At 65.2% G+C, this 20,941-nt stretch carries 14 protein-coding genes and 1 pseudogene; 3 read left to right on the forward strand and 12 right to left on the reverse strand.

What is annotated here, in order from left to right:
• Positions 1-105 precede the first annotated feature (105 nt).
• The 6 genes from ACVW1C_RS06980 to ACVW1C_RS07005 all read right to left on the reverse strand — a co-directional run bounded on the left by ACVW1C_RS06980 (position 106) and on the right by ACVW1C_RS07005 (position 6,279).
• Positions 106-861 carry a phosphorylase gene (locus ACVW1C_RS06980; protein WP_456757771.1) on the reverse strand — a complete coding sequence of 252 codons (756 nt, stop codon included), beginning with the start codon at positions 859-861 and terminating at the stop codon, positions 106-108.
• On the reverse strand, positions 858-2,819 hold the full coding sequence (gene shc, locus ACVW1C_RS06985; RefSeq protein ID WP_456757772.1) for a squalene--hopene cyclase: 1,962 nt from the start codon (positions 2,817-2,819) through the stop codon (positions 858-860). Before shc ends, ACVW1C_RS06980 begins: the two co-directional genes overlap by 4 nt.
• A 65-nt stretch (positions 2,820-2,884) precedes the next feature.
• Entirely contained in the window at positions 2,885-4,135 is a 1,251-nt protein-coding gene (hpnE, locus tag ACVW1C_RS06990; protein ID WP_456757773.1) for a hydroxysqualene dehydroxylase HpnE, read from the reverse strand.
• The gene (hpnD, locus tag ACVW1C_RS06995; RefSeq protein WP_456757774.1) at positions 4,135-4,971 is read right to left on the reverse strand and encodes a presqualene diphosphate synthase HpnD; all 837 of its coding nucleotides are present in this window, start codon (positions 4,969-4,971) and stop codon (positions 4,135-4,137) included. Before hpnD ends, hpnE begins: the two co-directional genes overlap by 1 nt.
• Positions 4,968-5,846: a squalene synthase HpnC gene (gene hpnC, locus ACVW1C_RS07000; RefSeq protein WP_456757775.1), complete on the reverse strand. Its 879-nt coding sequence runs from the start codon at positions 5,844-5,846 to the stop codon at positions 4,968-4,970. Before hpnC ends, hpnD begins: the two co-directional genes overlap by 4 nt.
• A 196-nt stretch (positions 5,847-6,042) precedes the next feature.
• A complete protein-coding gene (locus tag ACVW1C_RS07005; protein ID WP_456757776.1) occupies positions 6,043-6,279 on the reverse strand; it encodes a hypothetical protein in 237 nt (78 codons plus the stop codon).
• A 405-nt stretch (positions 6,280-6,684) separates the two neighbouring features.
• Here ACVW1C_RS07005 and ACVW1C_RS07010 point away from each other — a divergent pair, with 405 nt between their 5' ends.
• The gene (locus ACVW1C_RS07010) at positions 6,685-7,188 is read left to right on the forward strand and encodes a hypothetical protein (protein WP_456757777.1); all 504 of its coding nucleotides are present in this window, start codon (positions 6,685-6,687) and stop codon (positions 7,186-7,188) included.
• Between the two features lie 79 nt (positions 7,189-7,267).
• On the opposite strand, the gene ACVW1C_RS07015 is transcribed toward ACVW1C_RS07010, so the two are convergent.
• The 4 genes from ACVW1C_RS07015 to ACVW1C_RS07030 form a co-directional block, all read right to left on the reverse strand.
• Positions 7,268-9,652 (reverse strand): efflux RND transporter permease subunit, encoded by a 2,385-nt coding sequence (locus ACVW1C_RS07015; protein ID WP_456757778.1) that lies wholly within the window; start codon positions 9,650-9,652, stop codon positions 7,268-7,270.
• A gap of 196 nt (positions 9,653-9,848) precedes the next feature.
• Positions 9,849-10,643, reverse strand: a complete 795-nt coding sequence (gene eutC / locus ACVW1C_RS07020; protein ID WP_456757779.1) for an ethanolamine ammonia-lyase subunit EutC — start codon at positions 10,641-10,643, stop codon at positions 9,849-9,851.
• A gap of 4 nt (positions 10,644-10,647) precedes the next feature.
• Entirely contained in the window at positions 10,648-12,234 is a 1,587-nt protein-coding gene (locus ACVW1C_RS07025; RefSeq protein ID WP_456757780.1) for a B12-binding domain-containing radical SAM protein, read from the reverse strand.
• Between the two features lie 128 nt (positions 12,235-12,362).
• On the reverse strand, positions 12,363-13,745 hold the full coding sequence (locus ACVW1C_RS07030; RefSeq protein ID WP_456757781.1) for an ethanolamine ammonia-lyase subunit EutB: 1,383 nt from the start codon (positions 13,743-13,745) through the stop codon (positions 12,363-12,365).
• A gap of 350 nt (positions 13,746-14,095) precedes the next feature.
• Here ACVW1C_RS07030 and ACVW1C_RS07035 point away from each other — a divergent pair, with 350 nt between their 5' ends.
• Together ACVW1C_RS07035 and ACVW1C_RS07040 are read left to right on the forward strand one after the other, a co-directional pair.
• Positions 14,096-15,802, forward strand: a complete 1,707-nt coding sequence (locus ACVW1C_RS07035) for a methyl-accepting chemotaxis protein (protein ID WP_456757782.1) — start codon at positions 14,096-14,098, stop codon at positions 15,800-15,802.
• Positions 15,803-15,973: 171 nt separating this feature from the next.
• A complete protein-coding gene (locus ACVW1C_RS07040; RefSeq protein ID WP_456757783.1) occupies positions 15,974-17,476 on the forward strand; it encodes a diguanylate cyclase in 1,503 nt (500 codons plus the stop codon).
• Between the two features lie 45 nt (positions 17,477-17,521).
• On the opposite strand, the gene ACVW1C_RS07045 is transcribed toward ACVW1C_RS07040, so the two are convergent.
• Positions 17,522-18,400 (reverse strand): transglutaminase family protein, encoded by an 879-nt coding sequence (locus ACVW1C_RS07045; protein WP_456757784.1) that lies wholly within the window; start codon positions 18,398-18,400, stop codon positions 17,522-17,524.
• A pseudogene (locus ACVW1C_RS07050) lies at positions 18,397-20,941 on the reverse strand (circularly permuted type 2 ATP-grasp protein). The gene ACVW1C_RS07045 and the pseudogene ACVW1C_RS07050 overlap by 4 nt, the downstream one beginning before the upstream one ends.

The raw sequence follows: 20,941 nt of genomic DNA on the forward strand, positions 1-20,941 counted from the left end.
CAAGGAAAAAGGCCCGATCGCGATGCGATCGGGCCTCTACTTTTGAGGTTGGTTGTTTTGAGCTTGGTGCGGCGAGCCACGCCGTCCCGGCCCGGGACAGTTGGATCAGGCCGCCTTCGCCACCAGTACGTCGTCCACCGGCATCAGCACGTCGTTGCCGAGCAGGAAGCCGCGGCAGCTGCGCAGCGAGCGCAGCGCGCGATTGAAATCGATTCCGGTCGACACCAGCGCCCGCACCGTCCGCGGATTGCGCGCGATGCCGCGCAGCACCTTGCGCAGGTCGATGTCGCCGTTCGGCTTCACCGCGGATTTCGCCAGCTCGGGCAGCGCCCGGTGGGCCGGATCGCTGATCACGCGCAGCGCGGCGAACGGAACGCCCGCCTTGGCCGCATAGGCTGCCGCGATATGGCTTTCCATGTCGACTGCGGCTGCGCCCGTCATCGAGCGCAGCGCGGCCTTGCAGGCCTTCGCCGCGATCACCTGTTCGACGCCGGCAAGCCCGCCGCGGACGATCCGGCGGCGCTTCAGCGCGGCGCTGGCGATCATCTCTTCGTTCAAGGCGGATGCGGCCAGGAAACGGGTATCGCCGGACATCACTTCGGTCGCGACCACGACGTCGCCCGACTTCAGCGACGGATCGAGCCCGCCGGCCACGCCGAACGAAATCACGCCACGGAAGCTCGTCGGATCCAGCGTCGCCAGCAATTCACGCAGCTGCTGCGGATCGCTCGAGCTGCAGATCACGATCATGCCGGGACCGGCCGCGATGCGGGCCTCCTGCACCAATCCAGTCACAATCAATACCGGCCGAGGATCAATTCTACTGCCCACGGTCTCGGCGGCCCCCGCCTCAACAATCACATCCCGACCCCTACCACCCTGCTATTGGTGCTTCTCAAATTTCGATACCGCGCCAGCGCCCAGAGCGGAAAGAACTTCGAGTAGCCATGATATCGCAAGTAAAATACCCGCGGAAACCCCGTAGCTGTGTATCGCTGCTCGTCCCACAGCCCTTTTTCCGTCTGTGTTGCCTTTAGGTACCCCACCCCCCGCGCAACGGCGGGATTTTCGACCTCTCCGGCCGCCATCAATCCAAGCAAGGCCCATGCCGTTTGCGAGGAGGTCGACGGCGCGACTTCATAACCCTTGTAATCCAGCCGGTAACTGACGGCGTCCTCGCCCCAGCCGCCGTCCTGATTCTGGACTGAAGCCAGCCAATCGACCGCTTTCCGAATCATCGGGTCGTTGCGATCGACCCCTGCGACATTTAGCGCTGAGAGCACCGACCAGGTGCCGTAGACGTAATTCAGGCCCCAGCGGCCGTACCAGGAGCCCTCGGCCAGCTGGGTGCGGCGCAGATAGGCGATGCCGTCGGCTATCGCCTTGCTGCTCTCGACCGTCTCGCCAAGCTGGCCCAGCATCGAGATACAGCGTGCCGTGACATCCTCGGTCGGCGGATCAAGCAAGGCGCCGTGATCGGAGAACGGGATGTTGTTGAGGTAATATTCGAGGTTGTTGACGTCGAACGCCGCCCAGCCGCCGTCGCGACTCTGCAGCCCCTCGATCCACTCGCGGCCGCGCGCGATCGCCTCGTCATATTCCCTGGTTCCGCTGTGGCGCCGCGCGCGATCCATCGCCATCACGACCACGGCGGTGTCGTCGAGATCGGGATAGTGATCGTTGTTATACTGGAACGCCCAGCCGCCGGGACGGACATTCGGAGCCTTGACCGCCCAGTCGCCCTTCAGCTCCAGCACCTGGCGCGGCTTCAGCCAGTCGAGCCCCTGCTTGGCCTTGGCGAGCGTATCGTCGCTGCCCGCTTCCTGCAGCGCATGACAGGTCAGCGCGGTGTCCCACACCGGCGAGACGCAGGGCTGGCAATAGGCCTCGTCGTCGCCGATCACCAGCAGCTTGTCGATGCCGCGGCGGGTGACGGCGCGCGGCGGGAAATTCTCGTCCTTGCCGAGTGCATCGTACATCATGACGATGTTGGCCATCGGCGGATAGATCGCGCCCATGCCGTCTTCGCCGTTCAACCGCTCTTCGGTGAAGGCGAGCGCGGCGTCGATGGCGCGCTGGCGCAGGCGCTTCGGAAACATCGGCTCGATCACGCGCAGCACGGCGTCGAGCGAGCGGAACAGATAGAACCAGCTCGCGCTCTGATGCGGCGCCTTCGGCGCCATGCGGACCGACTTCGGATCTTCCAGGAACAGTTCGTCGATGCCGACGCCCTTCGGATTCTTGGCGCGCGGCTTCAGCGCAGCGAGCACCATCAGCGGCACCATGGTGGTGCGCGCCCAATAGGAGATCTTGTTGATGTGGAACGGCGACCACATCGGCAGCAGCATGATCTCGATCGGCAGCACCGGCGTCGCGCGCCAGGTCACGACGCCATAGAGCGCAAGCAGGAAGCGCGTGAACACGTTGCTGCCCGAAGCCCCGCCGCGCGAACGGATCGCCTCGCGCGCTCGAACCATGTGCGGCGCGTCGACGGAATCGCCGATCATCTTCAGCGCGAAGTACGACTTCACGCTGGCGCTCATGTCGAACGGGCCGTCATGCACCAGCGGCCAGCCGCCATGCGCGCCCTGGACGCGGCGCAGATAGTTGCCGAGCTTGGCCTCGAGCGCGGCGTCGACGGGCTCGGCCAGGTAGTGACGCAGCAGGATGTACTCGGCCGGAATGGTGCTGTCGGCCTCGAGCTCGAACACCCAATGCCCGTCGGACTGACGGTAGCCGAGCAGCGCTTCGGTTGCCTTGGAGATGCTCTTCTCCAGCGCGACCGGATCGACTGCGACGCCGTGATCTCTCGAAAGCATTTCGCTCGATATCCTCTTCATTGCGGACCGGCTGATCGAAAGCCGCGGCCGCTTAACAGGTCGAATTAACGCCTGGCCAGAATCAGATCTGCGGCGCGATCACCCGACCGCACCGACCCCTCGATGGTTGCCGGCAACCCGGTAGCAGTCCAGTCGCCGGCAAGGAACAGGTTTTTTTGCGCCGTCGTGGGCCCCGGACGCAGGGCGTTCTGCTCCGGCGTCGCCTCAAATGTGGCGCGGCGCTCGCGCACGATCTGCCACGGCGGCAAGTCGCCGGAAACGCCGGATGCCTTGCAGATGTCCCGCCAGATCGCCTGCGCGAGCTCCTCGCGCGGCATGTCGACCAGGCGGTCGCCGTTGCTGATCGTCACCGACAGCCGCTGCGGGAACGCGAACAGCCACTCCACGAGGCCGCCGACCACGCCGAGAATGGGCGCGGCGTCGCGCGGCGGATCGACGCGGAAATGCGCATTCACGATGGCGCGGAATTTGGTCGGGGTCTTCAGGCCGGGCAGCAGCGTTGCCGCGGCGCGCGGCGGCACCGTGAGCACGACGGCATCGTCGGCGGCCAGCGTGATCTTGTCGCCACCGCCGAAGTCGAGCTCGCTGATGCGATCACCCGACATGCCAAGTGTACGCAATTCGTGACTGAACTGGACGCTGTGGCCCCGCTCCTGCAGCAGCTTCACGGCCGGCTCGATCAGCACCGAGCTCAGGCCGTCGCGCGCGATCAGCGGACGGCAGGCCTGCCCGCCGGCGAGCAGCGTCTCACGCACGATGGCGCCGGCAAGCCCGGCCGAGCCCTCCGGCGGATCGACGTTCAATGCGGCGAGCAGCAGCGGCTGCACCAGGCGGTCATACAGCGTGCCCTTGCAGGGAATCGTGTTGCCGACCAGCGCCTCGGTGCCGGCCCAGGCCAGCGGCGCCAATGCGAGATAATCGCGCAGGCCGGTGTCCGGGACGCGGCGCGCCTCGTCGAACACCCACAGCGGCAGGCGGGAATCGCCGAGGTCGAGCTGCCAGCGCTGGCCGGAGGCCAGATCGACGAACGGAAACTGCGCACGCGCGGGTCCCACGAGACCCGCCTCGGTGCCGATCGAACGCGCGTAGCTTAGCGCATGGCGGTTGCCCGACAGCAGCAGATGGTTGCCGTTGTCGATGGTGAGATTGGTGGCGGCGTCGAAATAAGAGCGGCAGCGGCCGCCGGCCTGCTGCGTCGCCTCGTGGACGGCAACCTTGTAGCCGCCATTGGCGAGCCGCACGGCCGCGGAGAGGCCGGAAATACCGGCGCCGATGATATGAACGGTGTTTTGCATCAGATGATCGCGTAACGAAGAAGAATGCCGATCTTGGCGGCCTTGGACACACGCACCGGCTCACGCGGAGCGGCGAAACCGCGCGCGATTAAAAGATCGAGGATCGCGCGGTAGTATTTCGACATGATCCGCGGCGCTCGCACGGCGCGGCGCGAATTGCGCTTCATGATCTCGTCGGACTTCTGGAAGTGCATCTTGGCGCGCTCGGCAAGCGGCGCGCAGACTTTCGGCAGCGCGCGGTCGGCGGTGACGCGGGCCGGGTCGTTATTGGTGATGCCGGCATGCCAGAGCCATTCGCGCGGCAGATAGAGCCGGCCGAGACCGGCATCCTCGTCGATGTCGCGCAGGATGTTGGTGAGCTGCAGCGCGCGGCCGAGATGGTAGGCGAGTTGGATGCCGTCGTCCTCGGGCAGGCCGAACACGCGCACCGACAGCCGGCCGACCGCGCTCGCGACGCGATCGCAATACAGATCGAGCGTCGCAAGATCCGGCGCGCGGATGTCCTGCGGCACGTCCATCTCCATGCCGTCGACGATCGCAAGGAAATCCTCGCGCTTCAGCGCGAAGGTCTTCACCGACGCGACATAGTCCTTGAGGCGCTCCGGCGGATGCCCGGCATAGAGGGCGTCGATATCGTCGCGCCACTGCTGCAAGGCCGCAAGGCGCTCCGGCCGCGGGCCGTCGGAATCGGCGATGTCGTCGACCTGCCGGCAGAAGCTGTAGATCTGGAACATCGCCTCGCGCTGCGCGCGCGGCAGGATGCGCATCGCGGCATAGAACGAGCTGCCCGATGCGGTGCTGCCGTAATTTGCGTTGGCCGCCGCCTCAGCACTCATGCCCCTGCCGCCGTCTTGGAGACCGCACGCCGTCCGATCGCACGCCGCGCGGTCTCGCCGGCGACCCCGCCAAGGCTCTGCAACAGCAATTCGACCGGGCTCAGATGCACGCGCTCGCTGAGCGGATCGCGCACCTTCAGCAGGTTGACGATCTTGCCGGCGAACGCCTGGATCACTGAGATCTCGAGCCCGAGCCGGAAATCCTTCACTTCGGCGGCGAGCGACTTGCTCTGGTCGAGCAGCGCCGCGGTGCGCAGCGCGAGCGCCTGCAGGCATTTGAGCAGGGCCGGCTGCGATTTCGCTTCGCCAAGCATCTCGACGGTCGCACCCGTAGCGGCAAGCGCATCGCGCGGCAGATAGACGCGGTTCAGATTCCGGTAGTCCTTGCCGCAGTCCTGCAGATGGTTGTTGATCTGCAATGCGGCGCAGAGCGAATCCGACGCCGCCCAGGTCGAAATATCCTCGCCATGCACGTCGAGCATGAAGCGCCCGACCGGCATTGCCGAGTAACGGCAATAATCGATCACGTCGTCCCAGTTTTCGTAGCGCAGCTTGGTGACGTCGAGGCGGAACGCCACCAGCACGTCGAGCGCATGCCGCGGCGGCATGCCGCGCTCGGCGAAGGCGCGGCGCAGGCTGACCGCTTCCTTCTGGCTATCGCCATTGCCGAGCAGCTCGGCCTCCATGAGGTCGAGATAGCGCAGCTTCTCCGCAGGCGGCAGCGCGGCGTGATCGGCGATATCGTCGGCGGTGCGGACGAAATTATAGAAGGCCAGGATCAGGGCACGATGCCGCGGATGAATGATCCACGACGCGACCGGAAAATTCTCGTCGCGGTGGGTCTTTCCGGATCGCAGGTCGCTCGCGGTGGTCATGGGAAATTTGGGCTACACAGGTCATGGCACGACGCAGGCGCGGACGGTCAGGCGCATGCGGGGGATTTGCGAGCCCCATATAGGGGAATACGCCACCAAAACCAATGCTATCTGTGACCGCCAGCATACGTGGCCGCGGCCGGCATGGCTGCCAGCCGCGGTGTCGATAGCGGTCCCTTGAGACCTGAATTCGGTCTTATTGGCCGTGGGTCTTCAGCACCTGGTCGCAGGCGGCGCTGATCTTGGTGCGGTTCTGCTGCAGGCAGGCGAGAATGGTGAAATCGCCCTGATCGATGACGGCGCGGCAGTGACGCTGCACGTCGCGCGTGCAGGCCTTCTGCTCATCGGGCGTACCGCGCCCTTGCTGCTGGGCGAAGGCGCTGGACGAGAGCGGGATCGACAACACGGCAACAGCCAGGAGAAATTTACGCATCGTATTCCTTCATTTCCGACAGCAGAAAATCTGTTCCCGAAACGCGTTTCGGCATGGCCGGGACGGATTTTGGGGATTGCAGACGCCACGTAACGCGGCAACGGACTGACGACAAGCACTGCTAAATGCGGCTAAATTTGCGACGCTGTAAACCCCTGCCTAAGCCATTGATTTAATGCAACGATTCATGCCATCACTTTGTCGCGTTTGGGTATTGCGGATCGCGCTCGCGCAAAGCTAGATGCCATCATGAGGCCAATGGTTTCTGATTCTGTTCGATGACAACAGGGTTTGCGCGAGCCGCTTCTGTCGTTTGAACCTAACATTCTTGGCTGACACTAAACCTTCGATGCGGCGAGACGCTTTCTTGCGAAAGAGGCGTTGATTTTGGTGGGAAAATTCAAAATGAAACTGTTTGGTTCCAGCCTCTATGGCCAGGCTCTCAGGGCTGTGGGCGTCGGCGCCGTGCTGATGCTGTCTGCCTCCGCAGTCCACGCACAGGCCAGCGGTCCATTTGCCGGTTTTGCCGGCTCGTGGACCGGATCGGGCACGGTGGCGTTGTCCAACGGAACGACCGAACGGATTCGTTGCAAGGCGGATTACAAGGTCGCGCCATCGGGCATGAATCTGAAGCAGTCGCTGCATTGCGCGAGCGACAGCTACAAGTTCGACCTCTCCAGCGACGTCACCAGCCAGGGCGACCGGATCTCCGGCAACTGGAGCGAGGCGAGCCGGAACATCTTCGGCAATTTGCAGGGCACCGCGGGCGGCGGCCGGATTGACGTGTTTGTCGAGGCGTCCGGCTTTGCCGCGAACCTGAACCTGCAGACCAACGGCTCCAAGCAGGTGGTGCAGATCGACTCCAAGGGTGAGATCCGCGGCGTCACGATCACGATGACGAAAACCTGACGCCCTCCAGCCGATTTGGCAGGCAAACAAAAAGCCCGGTTCCGAGCACTTCGGAACCGGGCTTTTGGTTTTCGATCAATCAAGCCTTCTCGATCGGCGCCGGTTGCCCGCCGTTGCCGCGGAGCCTTTGCGACAGATTGATCAGGAACATCGAGGTCGGCCGCAGGATGAAGAGGTCCGCGACCAGGGCCGCAACCATCGAGAACGCGCTGAGCCAGCCGAACAGCCGCAGCGACGGCAGGTCGGAGAACACGGTGACGACGAGGCCGCAGGCCAGCACCACCGTGGTCAGGATCAGCGCGGGGCCGACCAGCACCGTGGCGCGCTCCACCGCAAGCTCCGGCGTGACACCGGGCTTGGTCTCGAGCCGCAACCGATTGAGGAAGTGGATGGTGGCGCTGAGGCCGAGGCCGAACGACACGGTCAACGCCACGACGCTGGCGAACTGCAGCCCCTCCCCGAGCAGCCACAGCACCGTGCCTGACAGCACCACCGGGAAGATGCCGGGCAGGATGCAGGAGAACATCACCACGATCGAGCGGAACGCGAGCCCGATGAAGATCGCGACCAGCGCGAACTCCACGGTGAGGCCGCGGTTGAGCTTCTCGATCATATTGGCGCTGTTGCGCGCGGCAATCACCGACAGGCCGGTGACGGCGATCTCGTAGCCGGGATGCTCGGCGCGCACCTTGTCCAGCGAATGATCGAGCTTATTGACCACCGGAAGCAGCTGGCTCGAATCGAGATCCGGGACGCGGCCCGACACCACGACCGCATCCTGATCCTTCGAGATGAAGCGGCGCACGAGATGCTCGGGAATCACGCTGACATATTCCTTCAGCGTCGCGACATCGCTACTGCCGGCCTTCTCGGCGAGCCAGCGCCGCAGGGTCTCCAGTGACCAGACGTTGCCGACGCCGGCGCTGTCCTCGACCATCGCATGAACGTCGGCGATCGTCTTCAGCGTCTCCGGCGAGTAGAGCGATTGGCCCTTGGGGAATTCGATCAGCACGTCGACCGGATTGGCGCCGGTCAGCTTGGCGTCGAGCCGGCTCGACGCCTCCACCGCCTGCCGCTTGTCCGGCACCTGGTCGGCGAGCCGGTAACGCGGCTCGAGATTGGCATAGATGATGCCGAGGCCGCCGACGACGATCAGCGCGAGCAGGCTGAACAGCCCCGGACGGCCGACCATGCGCACCGCGATCCAGTAGCAGAAATTGCGCAGCGCCTGCACGCCGGCGTCCGCGCTCTGGAACTTGACCGCGAAGACCTTCTCGTTGCGCACCAGCAGGATGCCGAATACCGGCACCAGCGAGAGCACCGCGACCAGCGCGATGATGGTTGCCGCAAGCCCGGCCTCGCCGAACTTGCGGATCAGGTCGGAATCCGAGAACTGCAGCGCGATGAAGGAAATGCCCGCCGTGCCGTGCGTCAGCACGCAGGCCGGGCCGACCACCAGCACCGCGTTCTTGAACGCGGTGAACTTGTCCTGGCCCGCGATCAGCCGGTCACGCGCCGCGAATGTCAGCTGCATCGAGTCGGAGAAGCTGATCACCATGATGAGCGGCGTCATCACGTTGAGGAACATGTTGAGATTGAAATTGGCCCAACCGAGGCCGCCGAGCGCGAGCAGGATCGCGATCATCGGCGGGAACGCCGCCGCCACCATGAAGGATATCTTGCGGAAGAAGATGATGGCGATGACGCAGCCGGCGAGGATGCCGAGGATGTTGTAGGTCAGGCCGTCGCGCTCGACCGCATTGCGGATCTCGAGCTGCATGACCGGCACGCCGGACAGCTGGGCATTGAGCCCGCTGCCGCTGAGATCGTCGGCCATGATCTTCCTGATGTCGCCGACCACCTTGCTGAGCTTGTTGCTGCCGACCACCTCCGGCTCGAGCGACAGCACGACCAGCGCGAGCGTGCCGTCCTCCGACAGCAGCTTGCCGCGGATGATCTCGTTGCTTTTGACGGTCTCGACGAACTTGTCGTAGGCCGCGCCCTCCGGGAGTTCATTGGGGAACAGCGCCGCCGGCAGCTTGCCGGGCTCCGGCGCCTGGCGCGCGGAGAACAGCGAGACCAGGCCACGCACGCCCTCGACGAGCTGCAGGTCTGTGACCATGTCACGGAGCTTGCCGAGATTGTCGCGTTCGAGCAGCGTCTTGCCTTCGACCACGACAAGGACGTCGAACTCGGTCGCCGGGAAGCGCTTGGTCACCGCCTCATATTGCTTGTAGTCCTTGGATTCGGAACGGAACAGCTGCGACAGCGAGTCGTCGATCTTGATCCGATGCACGCCGAACACCGCGCCGATCAACAACAGGACGAGCACGATGCAGGACAGGATCGGCGCCCGCATCGGGATCAGGCCGAGACGCTCGATCCCGAACGCGATGCTGGGGCCCGACCGCGGCTCTTCGACCTTCTCGACGTGGACCTGACTTTCGGAGTTCTTTTCGAGCATGCCCTGTCCAGTTCTGAAACGGCTCAATCTGTCTAGCTTGGGTCGAGGGGCGCGAATGAGGCGGGTGAGCGCGGCTTATCGGCGCTAGTCCTTGAAAACACGCGAATATTGACCGGCGCGTGTTTTACCTGTCTGCCCCTTTGCTCGCAAGCGCGAGGGCAGAACCAAATGCGCGGGGAACCGCTGATCCCCACTATTAAGTATCTGATTTGTCACACCCTGGAAGCGCATTCTGTGACGATCCACCGCCGCTTTCATCTTTCAACGCGACCCCGGTGATCTGGCGTGCCAGCCCCTCGCGCACAAGCCACGAGATCCTGAATGCGGCTTCCGGATAGCTCAGGCCGGCACGGTGGATGCTGGAAATGCAGTTGCGGTCGGCATCGGTGAGGCCGATCCGCGGCGCGAAGGTGAGATAGGCACCAAGGCTGTCGGGCGCGGACAGGCCGGGCCGTTCGCCGATCAGCATCACCAGCATCCGCGCGCCGATGATGGCGCCGATCTCGTCACCGAGCGCGACGCGCGCGCCTGACGCGACGATCACCGCACCGGCGTCGATCCCGTCTGCCGCAAGCCGCGGCACGAGGTGCCGGATCAATTCGACGGCGTGCACATTGACCGCGGTCGGCGACAGGCCGTCGCCGATCACAATGGCGCACGCGCATGCGGTGATACCACACCCTTCCAGCGACCGTCGCGATGCTGAGTCCAGCATGCGTCCGAGATCGGGCCGGCGCAGATAGTCGCGCCGGCCGGGCGCCTGGCTCGACACCTCGTGCGACGTGATGCCAAGGCCGGCAAGACCGGCCGTAATGCCGCTGACATCGAAGGCCGCGTGAACGGCGTCGCGGGCGCGGGCGTGGTCGAGCGTGAACGAGAGCAGCGCATCAGTCGGCAGGCTCGCCCCCGATCGGCCGAGACCGACACGCGCCGGCGTGAAGTCGCGAAAATCGGGAAGCGACGGGGGCGATGGCGCCGGCGGTGTCGTCATGGTGTCATTCGGCGGGTACCGAAGCCTCGCGCAGCCGGATCGAGTAGTTCGAGGCGTTCTGCCGGCCGCTGGAGGCTGCACGCGCAAACGTGATCAGATGATGCGCAACCAGCGTCGCCGAGATCAGCCCCTCGATGTCGCCGCGCTTGAGCCGGCCGAGCGCAAACTTCCAGAACACGCGCTTGTAGTCGCCGAGCACGCCGACCTTCCAGAAGATGTTGCGCAGCATAATCAGGCCGCGCCGGATGTTGGCCCAGCTCTTCATCTCCGGGCTGACCGGCACCTTGATGCGGTTGGCATAGGTGTAGTTGCATTGATGCAAGTAGCGCTCGAACAGCTTCTCGGGCTGGTAGGCGATCTCCATGCATTTGCGCCAGGAACTGACCACGTCCTCGTAGGGCATCAGGAACTCGACATTGGAGTCGCGGCCATCGTCATGGACCAGCCTTCCCGCCTTTTCGAGACGATCCCACAGCGGCGTCTTCGGCAGCGCCTGTAGCAGGTTGATGGTGAGGAGCGGAATCCGCGACTCCTCGACGAAGGAGAGCAGCGCGTCAGCGGTCTGGGGCTTGTCGGTATCGAGCCCCATGATGATGCCGGAGACGACCTCCATGCCGAACGAGTTGATGGTGCGCACGCCCTCCAGGATCGGAACCATCATGTTCTGATCCTTGTGCATCGCCTTCAGCGCGTCGGGATCTGGCGTCTCGATGCCGACGAAGATCGTCACGAAGAAGGCCTCGCGCATCTTCTCCAGGATCTCGGGGCGCTTGGCGATGTTGAGCGTCGCCTCGCAGGCGAGGCGCGTGACATAGCCGGTCCGCTTCTGCCACTCGATCAGATGCGGCAGCAGCTCGCTCGCGGCCTTGCGGTTGCCGATGAAATTGTCGTCGACGAAATAGACGGTGTCGGTTGCGCCGCAGGCGCGCAGCTTGTCGAGCTCGGCGATGATCTGCTGCGGCGACTTCAGCCGCGGATTGCGGCCATAGAGCCCCGGGATGTCGCAGAACTCGCACTGATAGGGGCAGCCCGAGGAAAACTGGATGCTGCCGAGGAAGTACTTCTTGGTTTCGGCGAGCTCGTAGGCCGGCAACGGAAAATCCGTCATCGGCAAGCGGTCGATGGTCTTGAGCACCACCTGCTCGTCCGGACGCCTGGTGTCCTGCTCCAGACGCTTGATCAGCTCATTGGTCGCATCGCCGAGTTCGCCGACATGAAGGTAGTCGAATGAGGGGTAGTAGTCCGGACAGGCACTGACCGACGGGCCGCCGATCGCGACCGCCAGATCATGATCATGCGCGCGGCGGCAGATATCGTTCATCTGCTGGCGCTGGATGTGCATACCGCTGACGAACACCGCGTCCGCCCACTCGAAATCCTCCATCGTGGCCGGACGCAGATTCTCGTCGACGAAACGGACTGGCCAGTTCTCGGGGAGGTATGCGGCGATCAGCAGCAGGCCCTGCGGCGGCATGAACGCCTTGACGCCGTCGGTCAGGGGGTAGGCGTGCTCGAAGGTCCCAAAGGACGACGTATAGCGCGGAAAGACGCAGAGGATACGCCGTGCTGTCTTTATGCCCTCAGCTCTCATCAATCGACCCCGAAGCACCCGCAAATCTAACCACGGCGCGGAACGCTGGGCCAGAAATTCTTCAATATTGTGGCGCTTACCAACGTCACAACGGTGAGATAGTTGCTCTGCAGAATTTGGCTATCCCGTCAGGTCAAGAGCCTGGCGGCGAGGTCGGGCAGCTGCCCGGCATCGGCAACGAGGCGGAAGTCCTGCCCGGCAAGGCCGACGCGCGCCAGCCAGTCGTCGAATTCGGGCGCCCGCTTCAGGCCGAACAGGTCGCGGACGTAGAGCGCATCGTGAAACGATGTCGACTGATAGTTCAGCATCACGTCATCGGCGCCCGGCACGCCCATGATGAAGTTCACGCCGGCGGCCGCAAGCAGCGTCAGGAGATTGTCCATGTCGTCCTGATCGGCCTCGGCGTGGTTGGTGTAGCAGACGTCGATCCCGAGCGGCAGGCCGAGCAGCTTGCCGCAGAAATGATCCTCGAGCCCGGCGCGGATGATTTCCTTGCCGTCATAGAGGTATTCGGGACCGATAAAGCCGACCACGCTGTTGACGAGCAGCGGATCGAACGCCCGCGCCACCGCGTAGGCCCGCGCCTCGCAGGTCTGCTGGTCGACCTGGTGATGGGCGTTGGCCGACAGGGCCGAGCCCTGCCCGGTCTCGAAATACATGACATTGTCGCCGACCGTGCCGCGGCGAAGCGACAGCCCGGCTTCCCGTGCCTCCCGGAGCAACGAGAGGTCGACGCCGAAACTGCGGTTGGCCGCCTCGGTGCCAGCGATCGACTGGAACACGAGATCGACCGGCAGCCCCTGCCCGATCAGGCCGAGCGTGGTCGTGACATGGGTCAGCACGCAGCCTTGCGTCGGAATCCCGAGCCGGGTGATGACGTCGTCCAGCAGCCGCAGCAGGGTGCCGATGACGTTCGGATCGTCGCTCGCCGGATTGATGCCGATGCAGGCGTCGCCGGATCCGAGCAACAGCCCGTCGAGGATCGATGCGGTGATGCCTTTGGCATCGTCGAACGGATGGTTCGGCTGCAGCCGCGTGCTCATTCGCCCGCGCAAGCCGATGGTGTTGCGGAAGCGGGTCGTCACCTCGCATTTCTTCGCGACCAGGATCAGATCCTGGTTGCGCATCAGCTTCGACACTGCCGCCACCATCTCCGGCGTGATGCCGCGCGAGATCCTGTTGATCGCGTCTCCAGTGGCAGCATCCGATAGCAGCCAGTCGCGGAAGTCGCCGACGGTGAGCGACGACACCGGCAGGAAGCCGGCAACGTCGTGGCTGTCGAGGATCAGGCGGGTGACTTCGTCGTCCTCATAGGGGATGATCGGCTCATCGAGGAATTGCTTCAGTGGAACGTTGGCAAGCGCGAGCCGCGCGGCGATCATCTGCGCGGCGCTGTCGGCCGCGATGCCGGCCAAACGGTCGCCGGACCGCGGCGGCGAGGCCTTGGCAAGCAGGATGCGCAGATCGTCGAATGCATAACTGGTGGCATCGATGGTGTGACGATAGAGCATGGGGATTCGCGTCGAGGCAGGGACGGCGTAACCTAGCACCTCTTTGCGAAAGTCGTACCATCAGCTTCTCCCGGTGCGCCGGGGGATGTTGATGAATGATGATGATGGCGGTCCGTCATTCAACACGACGGCAGGCCGACAAAACCCGACCGCCTCGGCGCGTCTCATAAGACATTGGTATTATTTAGAGATTTTAACGGTTGCGACCGCTACGAAACGCACGCGTTAAGAAATTGTCCATGAAGATTTTGCATAAGCTTTAATTGGCCGAAGGTACTCCCCGGCCTCTTGGAGTGCCCTCAATGCCGTCCCCCGTCACATCCCCCATCTCCACATCCCGGCCTCCGCCAATGGCATCCCGATTCTCGCTTGCTGCCAGGCTGTACTCGACGTTTGCGCTGATTGCGGCGCTGACCGCAGCCATCACCATCCTGTCCGACTACAACGCGCGGCGCAATGCCGAGCTGACCGCGGCCGTCGACCTCGCAAGCCGCGCCGCACTCAATGTCGAGCGGGTCAACTCGCTGGTTTACGCGGTGGTGATGGAATCCCGTGGCATCTACATGTCGGCCGAACCTGCGGCGGTGAAGAAATACGGCGACGGGCTGCTGGCGTTCAACGACCGCATCCTCGGCGTGGTGAGGAACTGGGAATCCCTGGTGCAGGCCGACGACGCCGCGCAGTTCGCGGTGTTCAAGAAGCGCATCGAGCAATTCATCGAGTTCCGCAAAGAGCTGGTCCGCCGCGGCATCGAAATCGGCGCCGCTGCCGGGCGTGAGTGGGGCGACAACGACGCCAACCGCGACGTGCGCACCGCATTGAACAAGGATCTCGAGGCGCTGTCCAAGGTCTACGCCGAGCGCAGCAAGAAGCTGGCGCAGCAGACCGACACCAACCGCGAACTGGCGCTGCTGCTGACCGGGCTCGGCGCAGCGGCCCTGGTCGTGGTGGTGCTCGGCGTGCTGATCATTGCCCGCTCGGTGGCGCGGCCACTGTCGCAGATCACCACAACCATCAAGCACGTCGCCGAGGGCGCCGACCACGTCGACGTGCCGCACGTCGGGCGCAGCGATGAAATCGGCGCACTGGCACGCGCCATCAAGGTCTTCCAGGAGGCGATGGACCGCAATCGCAGCCTGAACGCGCAAGTCGTGCAGGACTCCGAGGCCCGCGATGCCCGCGGCCGGCATATCGAGAGCTTCGTCGAGACGTTCCGCGGCACCATCGGTGAGGTGCTCCGCGCGGTGCACGACAACGCTGCGACGATGCGGCAAACCGCGCAGACCATCGCGACCGTCGCGGCGGACGCCAGCGGCCGGACGGTTGCGGCGGCGGGCGCGACCGAACAGGCCTCGAGCAACGTGTCTGCGGTGGCAAGCGCAGCCGAAGAGCTCTCCGCCTCGGTCCAGGAGATCGGCCGCCAGGTCAAGCAGTCCTCCGGCGCGGTCGATCAGGCGGGTGCGCGCACCGACCGGTCGATCACCGAGATCGAGAGCCTTGCCGCCACCACGCAGCGCATCGATGGTGTGCTGAACCTGATCCAGGCGATCGCCGAGCAGACCAACCTGCTCGCGCTCAACGCCACCATCGAAGCCGCCCGCGCCGGCGACGCCGGCCGCGGCTTCGCGGTCGTTGCACACGAAGTGAAGGCGCTGGCCGGGCAGACCGCCAAGGCAACCGCCGAGATCAGCGAGAATGTCGGCCTGATCCAGGCCTCGACCCGCAACTCGGTGGCCGCCGTGCGCGAGATCGGCCAGGCGGTGCGCGAGATCAGCAACGTCACCGCCAACATCGCAAGTGCGATCGACCAGCAGGACGCAGCCACGCGTGAAATCTCCGCCAACGCGCAGATGGCCGCCCAGGGCAACGAAACCCTGGTGACGAACGTCGGCTCGCTCCGCGACGACATGGACCAGACCAGCAAGGCGGCGGAATCGGTGCTCGCGGCATCGAACGATCTGACGGCAACCGCCGAGACGCTGTCGCGCGAGGTCGAGCAGTTCTTCCGCAACCTGCGCAGCGATGCCGCCGAGGACCTGCGACGGACCGGAACCTGAAGGGATCAGGCGATCCGTCCGGGCCCGGCGCCAGGTTCCGACCAACTTGGAATGGTTAAGACTATCGCAACGCGCGGGCGCAAATTGCCGGTGCTTGCGGTCGCCTTTCTCAATTTGATGCCCCTATAGAAACGGATAGAGCGCGGGGGCGCGGGGAAGTGGAAGCGAGCAATGAACGGGCTGTTGCCAAAGCCGAGGGCCGTGCCGACCAAACGGCTGCTTGCGCTCGGGATCGGTCTCGTCTTGTGCTTTTCGGCGATCTGCGCGTCCATTCTCTGGGAGATGGCCGGCAAGGACTATCAGCATGCGAAGGAAGGCGCGACCAACCTCGTCGCCTCCATCGCCAGCGAGATCGACCGCAACATCGAGCTCTATGACCTGTCGCTGCAGGCCGTCGCCGACGGCTTCAAGCTGCCGGAACTCGGCAGGATCAGCCCCGAGCTTCGCCAGGTCGTGCTGTTCGACCGCGCCGCCACCGCCAAGGATCTCGGCTCGATCCTCGTGCTGAATACGGCGGGAGACGTCACGCTCGATTCCCGGACATTGACGCCGCGGACCTCAAACTTCGCCGATCGGGACTTCTTCCGGGTGCATCAGGCGCGAGCCGACAGCGGACTGTTCATCAGCGCTCCCTGGGTGACTTCAGACGGCGAATATCTGATCAGCCTGAGCCGCCGCATCAGCAATGCCGACGGGTCCTTTGCCGGCGTCGTCGCGGGCAGCATGCGGCTCAGCTATTTCCACAATCTGTTTCGCAAGCTGAACTTCGGCCTCGGCGACAGCATGGCGCTGTTCAACACCGACGGCGTCATGCTGATGCGAGCACCGTTCGACATCGGCAAGATCGGGCAAAGCATCAGGGACTCACAGGTCTTCAAGCAGTTCCCGGCACGGCAATCCGGCTCGTACATGACGAAATCGATCGTCGATCACGTCAGCCGGCTCTATGTCTTTCAGGCGGTCGGACACCATCCCCTGCTGATCGCCGAGGGCCTCGCGCTCGACGGCATCTATGCCGATTGGTGGCAACAGCTCTGGCTGATCGGAAGCGTGGTGGCGGCGCTCTGTGGCTTCTCGATCGTCCTGATGTTCTACTTGCTGGCCGCTCTTAAACGCCGAGCCGCCGCGGAAGGCAGGCTCGCGCACCTCGCGAACACCGATGCGCTGACAGGCCTCGCCAACCGCCGCCGCCTCGACGATACGCTTGACGTCGAATGGCGGCGTGGCATGCGCGCAAAGTCGCCGGTATCGCTTCTGATGATCGACGTCGATCATTTCAAGACCTTCAATGACACGTACGGCCATCAGGCCGGCGACGCTGTGCTCGCCACTGTGGGATGGTGCATCGCCAGCAGCACCAAGCGCGCAACGGATCTCGGCGCGCGCTATGGCGGCGAGGAGTTTTCGGTGTTGCTGCCTGGCATCGGCAAGGCGGGCGCGTTGGAAGTTGCCGAGCAGATTCGCGCGAAGCTGACCGCGGCGCGCGAATCCGAGCATGAGTTGCCGACCATCAGCATCGGGCTGTCTTGCCTCGTCCCGGATCACGAGCGCACATCGCGCGATCTGCTCAAGGCCGCGGACCTCGCGCTCTATCAAGCCAAGCATGAAGGCCGCGACCGCGTCATCATCAGCCCGATCGGGTGGGACAAATCGGGCCAGCGGCAGGTCGCCTGATCGAGATCGCGGCGGCGCGGCCGAGCGCGCGTCTGTCCCCTCGGTTCACTCCACCGGCAACACGTCGACGGCGACGCTGAGCTTCTGCTTGCGCGCGCCGACGATGACGCCGTCGACCGGCGAGACATCGGCGAAGTCGCGGCCGACCGCGAGGATGATGTGGTCGTTGGCGACCATGAGATCGTTGGTCGGATCGAACCCGACCCAGCCGAGCTCGCCGCCGCACCAGACCGACACCCAGGCGTGGGTTGCGTCCGCGCCCTGCAACCGCGGCTGGCCCGGCGGCGGAATGGTGCGCAGATAGCCGCTGACATAGGCCGCCGGCAGGCCGAGCCCGCGCAGCCCCGCGATCATCACATGGGCAAAATCCTGGCAGACGCCGTGGCGTTTCTCGAACACGTCGCGAAGCGGCGTCGAGATCACGGTCGCCTTCGCATCGTATTTGAAGTCGCGGCGGATACGGCGCATCAGGTCGGCCGCACCGGCAAGGATGCCGCCGCCGGGCGAAAAACTCGCGGAAGCGTAGGCCGTCACCGGCCGCAGCACCGGCACCAGCGCGCTGGCGAAGACGTAGCCGACCGGCGAGGCCGCATCGAGGCTCAAGGCCTCGAATGCGCTGTCGCGCACGCACTCCCAGGGCGGGCTCGCCGCGTCACGCGCCGGCGGCTGCCGCGCCACCGAGACCCGCGAGCGGGAATCGATCCGAAGGCTGCGATGCGCGGTCTCGATCAGGACGCCTTCGGTCAGCGTGCCGAAAAAGTCGCGCCGCGCGGTGCGCTCCGCGGGCTTCGGACGAATCTCGACCGAATGGGAAACCAGCTCCTGCCCGTCGCCGGTGATCGGCTCCAGCCGCAGCGAGCAGCGCGCGAAGCTGACCTGGGTCTCGTAGCTGTAGGTCGTGACGTGACGGATGTCGTAGATCACGCCAGCCCCGTGAGCTTCTCCGGCCGGCTGGCGTTCGGCCCGTGCGGGAAATAATGCAGCCCGACCGAGTCGGCGAGGTTGAGCAGATCCTGCTCCAGCGCAAACAGCGTCTTGACGTCGAGGCTGCCGGCTTCGGCCGTCGTCAACATCGCCTCGACCGCAACGGCAAGCCTCTGCGGCCGCTCGATCAGGCCGTGCTCCTTCAGGCTCGGCAGCGCGGCGATATGCTCGTTCAGCGCCGCGACCTGGAATGCGACCGAGCGGCGGATTGTAGGGATCGAGCACGGCGAGATCGCGCACCGGCGTCAGCAGCGGCTGCACCAGATAGCGCGAGCGGTAGGTGATCTGGCAGTCGACCAGCGTCAGCAGAACGTCGAGGTCTTCGTCGCCGGCTTCGTCATAGGCGAACTGACGGGCAAAGCGCGTGGTGTTTATGGCGCGCTCGGCGCGGCGGCCCATCTCAAGGAAACGCCAGCCGGCGGCGCGGTTCATGTTCTCCTGCGCGAGGCCGGCGAAGCTCGCGAGCTCCTGCAAGGTCAGCTCGGCGGCGCTGACGACGCCGTCATCGTCGTGAACCTCGATCGCAAGCCGATCCGCCATCTCGGTGATGACTTGCCAGGCGTCCGGCGACAGCCGCTCGCGCAGCGAGGTGGCCGTGCGCTGCGCCGATCGCACCAGCGACAGCGCCGAGCCGAACTTCTCCTCGTTCTGCAACGCTTCGAGCGCGACCTTGGCGGGATTGGCGCGCGCCGTCTGCGAGGCCGCGCCCCAGGCGACCAGCATGCGCTGGATGCGCTCGGCCGAATGCATGGCCGGCGTCGAGCCGGTCGAATTGGCCCGTGCAGGATCGCGCAGCGGCGTGCACAGCGCGCGGATCAGCCGGATGGTCGCCTCGGCGCGCTCGAGATAGCGGCCGAGCCAGAACAGATTGTCGGCGGCGCGGCTCGGCAGCACGCCGGCGATGCGGCGGATGCGGACGGTGTCGACCGCCGGCAGCAGGGTCGAGGTCGCAACCGCCTTGTCGGAGACCACCCAGACATCGGCGGACACCGCGCCGTCGCCCATCGACACCGCGCGCGCATCCGCCCGATCGGCAATCCGGCAGAAGCCGCCGGGCAGCACGGTCCAGCCGTTCGGCGTCGCCGCCGCGAACACCCGCAGCACGAACGGACGCGGCGCGATGCGGCCGTTCTCCCACACCGGCGTGGTCGACAGCCGCACCAACTCCTGCCCGACATAGTCGATGCCGCGATGGCTGATCGCATCCTTCAGGCGGTCGCGGTCCGCGGCCGACAGTTCGCCCGGGAGCACCGGCCCGTGGCCTGGAAAATCCGCAACGCCGCGGCCATAGGCGCCTTCGATTGCGAATTCGTCGAACCGCGACAGCACCTGCTCGCGGGCGGACTTCTGGCCGCACCACCAGGTCGCGATGTGCGGCATCATCAGGTCTTCAGAGAGCAGACGCCGGCACAGATTGGGCAGAAAGCCAAGCAGCGCCCTTGCCTCCATCACGCCCGAGCCCGGCATGTTGGCGACCACGACGCCGCTCTTGCGCAGCACCTCGACGAGCCCGGGCACGCCGAGATAAGAGGAGGCGTCGAGTTCGAGCGGATCGAGCATGTTGGAATCGACCCGGCGCAGCAGCACGTCGAGCCGCTTCAGCCCGGCAACGGTGCGGATGTGGATGCGATCGCCGGAGACCGCGAGGTCGTCGCCCTCGACCAGCAGGAAGCCGAGATAGCGCGCGAGCGTGGCATGCTCGAAATAGGTCTCGCTGAACGCCCCTGGCGTCAGCAGACCGATGCGCGGCTCGTCGCGGTCGGCGCTGGCACGCAGCGAATCGCGGAACGCTTCGAAGAACGGCGCGACGCGCTCGACATTCATCGACTTGTAGAGATTGGAAAAGGCGCGCGACAGCACCAGGCGGTTTTCCAGCGCATAGCCGGCGCCCGACGGTGCCTGCGTGCGATCGCCGAGCACCCACCAGCGGCCGTCAGGCCCGCGGCCGATGTCGGCGGCATAGAGATGCAGATAGCGGCCGCCCGGCGGCTTGATGCCGCTGACCGCGCGCAGATATTCGCTGCTGCCGGCGATCGCCGCCGCGGGGATGGCACCGTCAGCAACGAGACGGCCCTCGCCGTAAAGATCGGCCAGCACCATTTCCAAAAGCTGCGCGCGTTGCGCGACGCCGGCGGCGAGCTGCCGCCAATCGGCCGCATCGATGATCAGTGGCAGGTGGCTGAGCGGCCAGATCCGGTCGGACGTGTCGCCGGGCGCGCGGTAGGTGACGCCGGCCTCGCGCAGATGGCGGTCGGCGGAGGCGAAGCGCCGCTCGATATCGGCCGGCGACAACGCGGCAAAGGCGTCGAAGAAGCGGGCCCAGACCGGCCGCGGCGCGCCGTTCTCGGCAATGTATTCATCGGGAATGCCGGGCAGCCGGACATAGTCGCGGGTCCACTGCGCCATCCGGCGCTGACCGGGACGGGCCCTGCTCTCTTGACTGCTTCCTTGACTGCTTCCCTGGCCACCCGATGCGGTCAT

This window comes from Bradyrhizobium sp. USDA 4011, assembly GCF_054063415.1.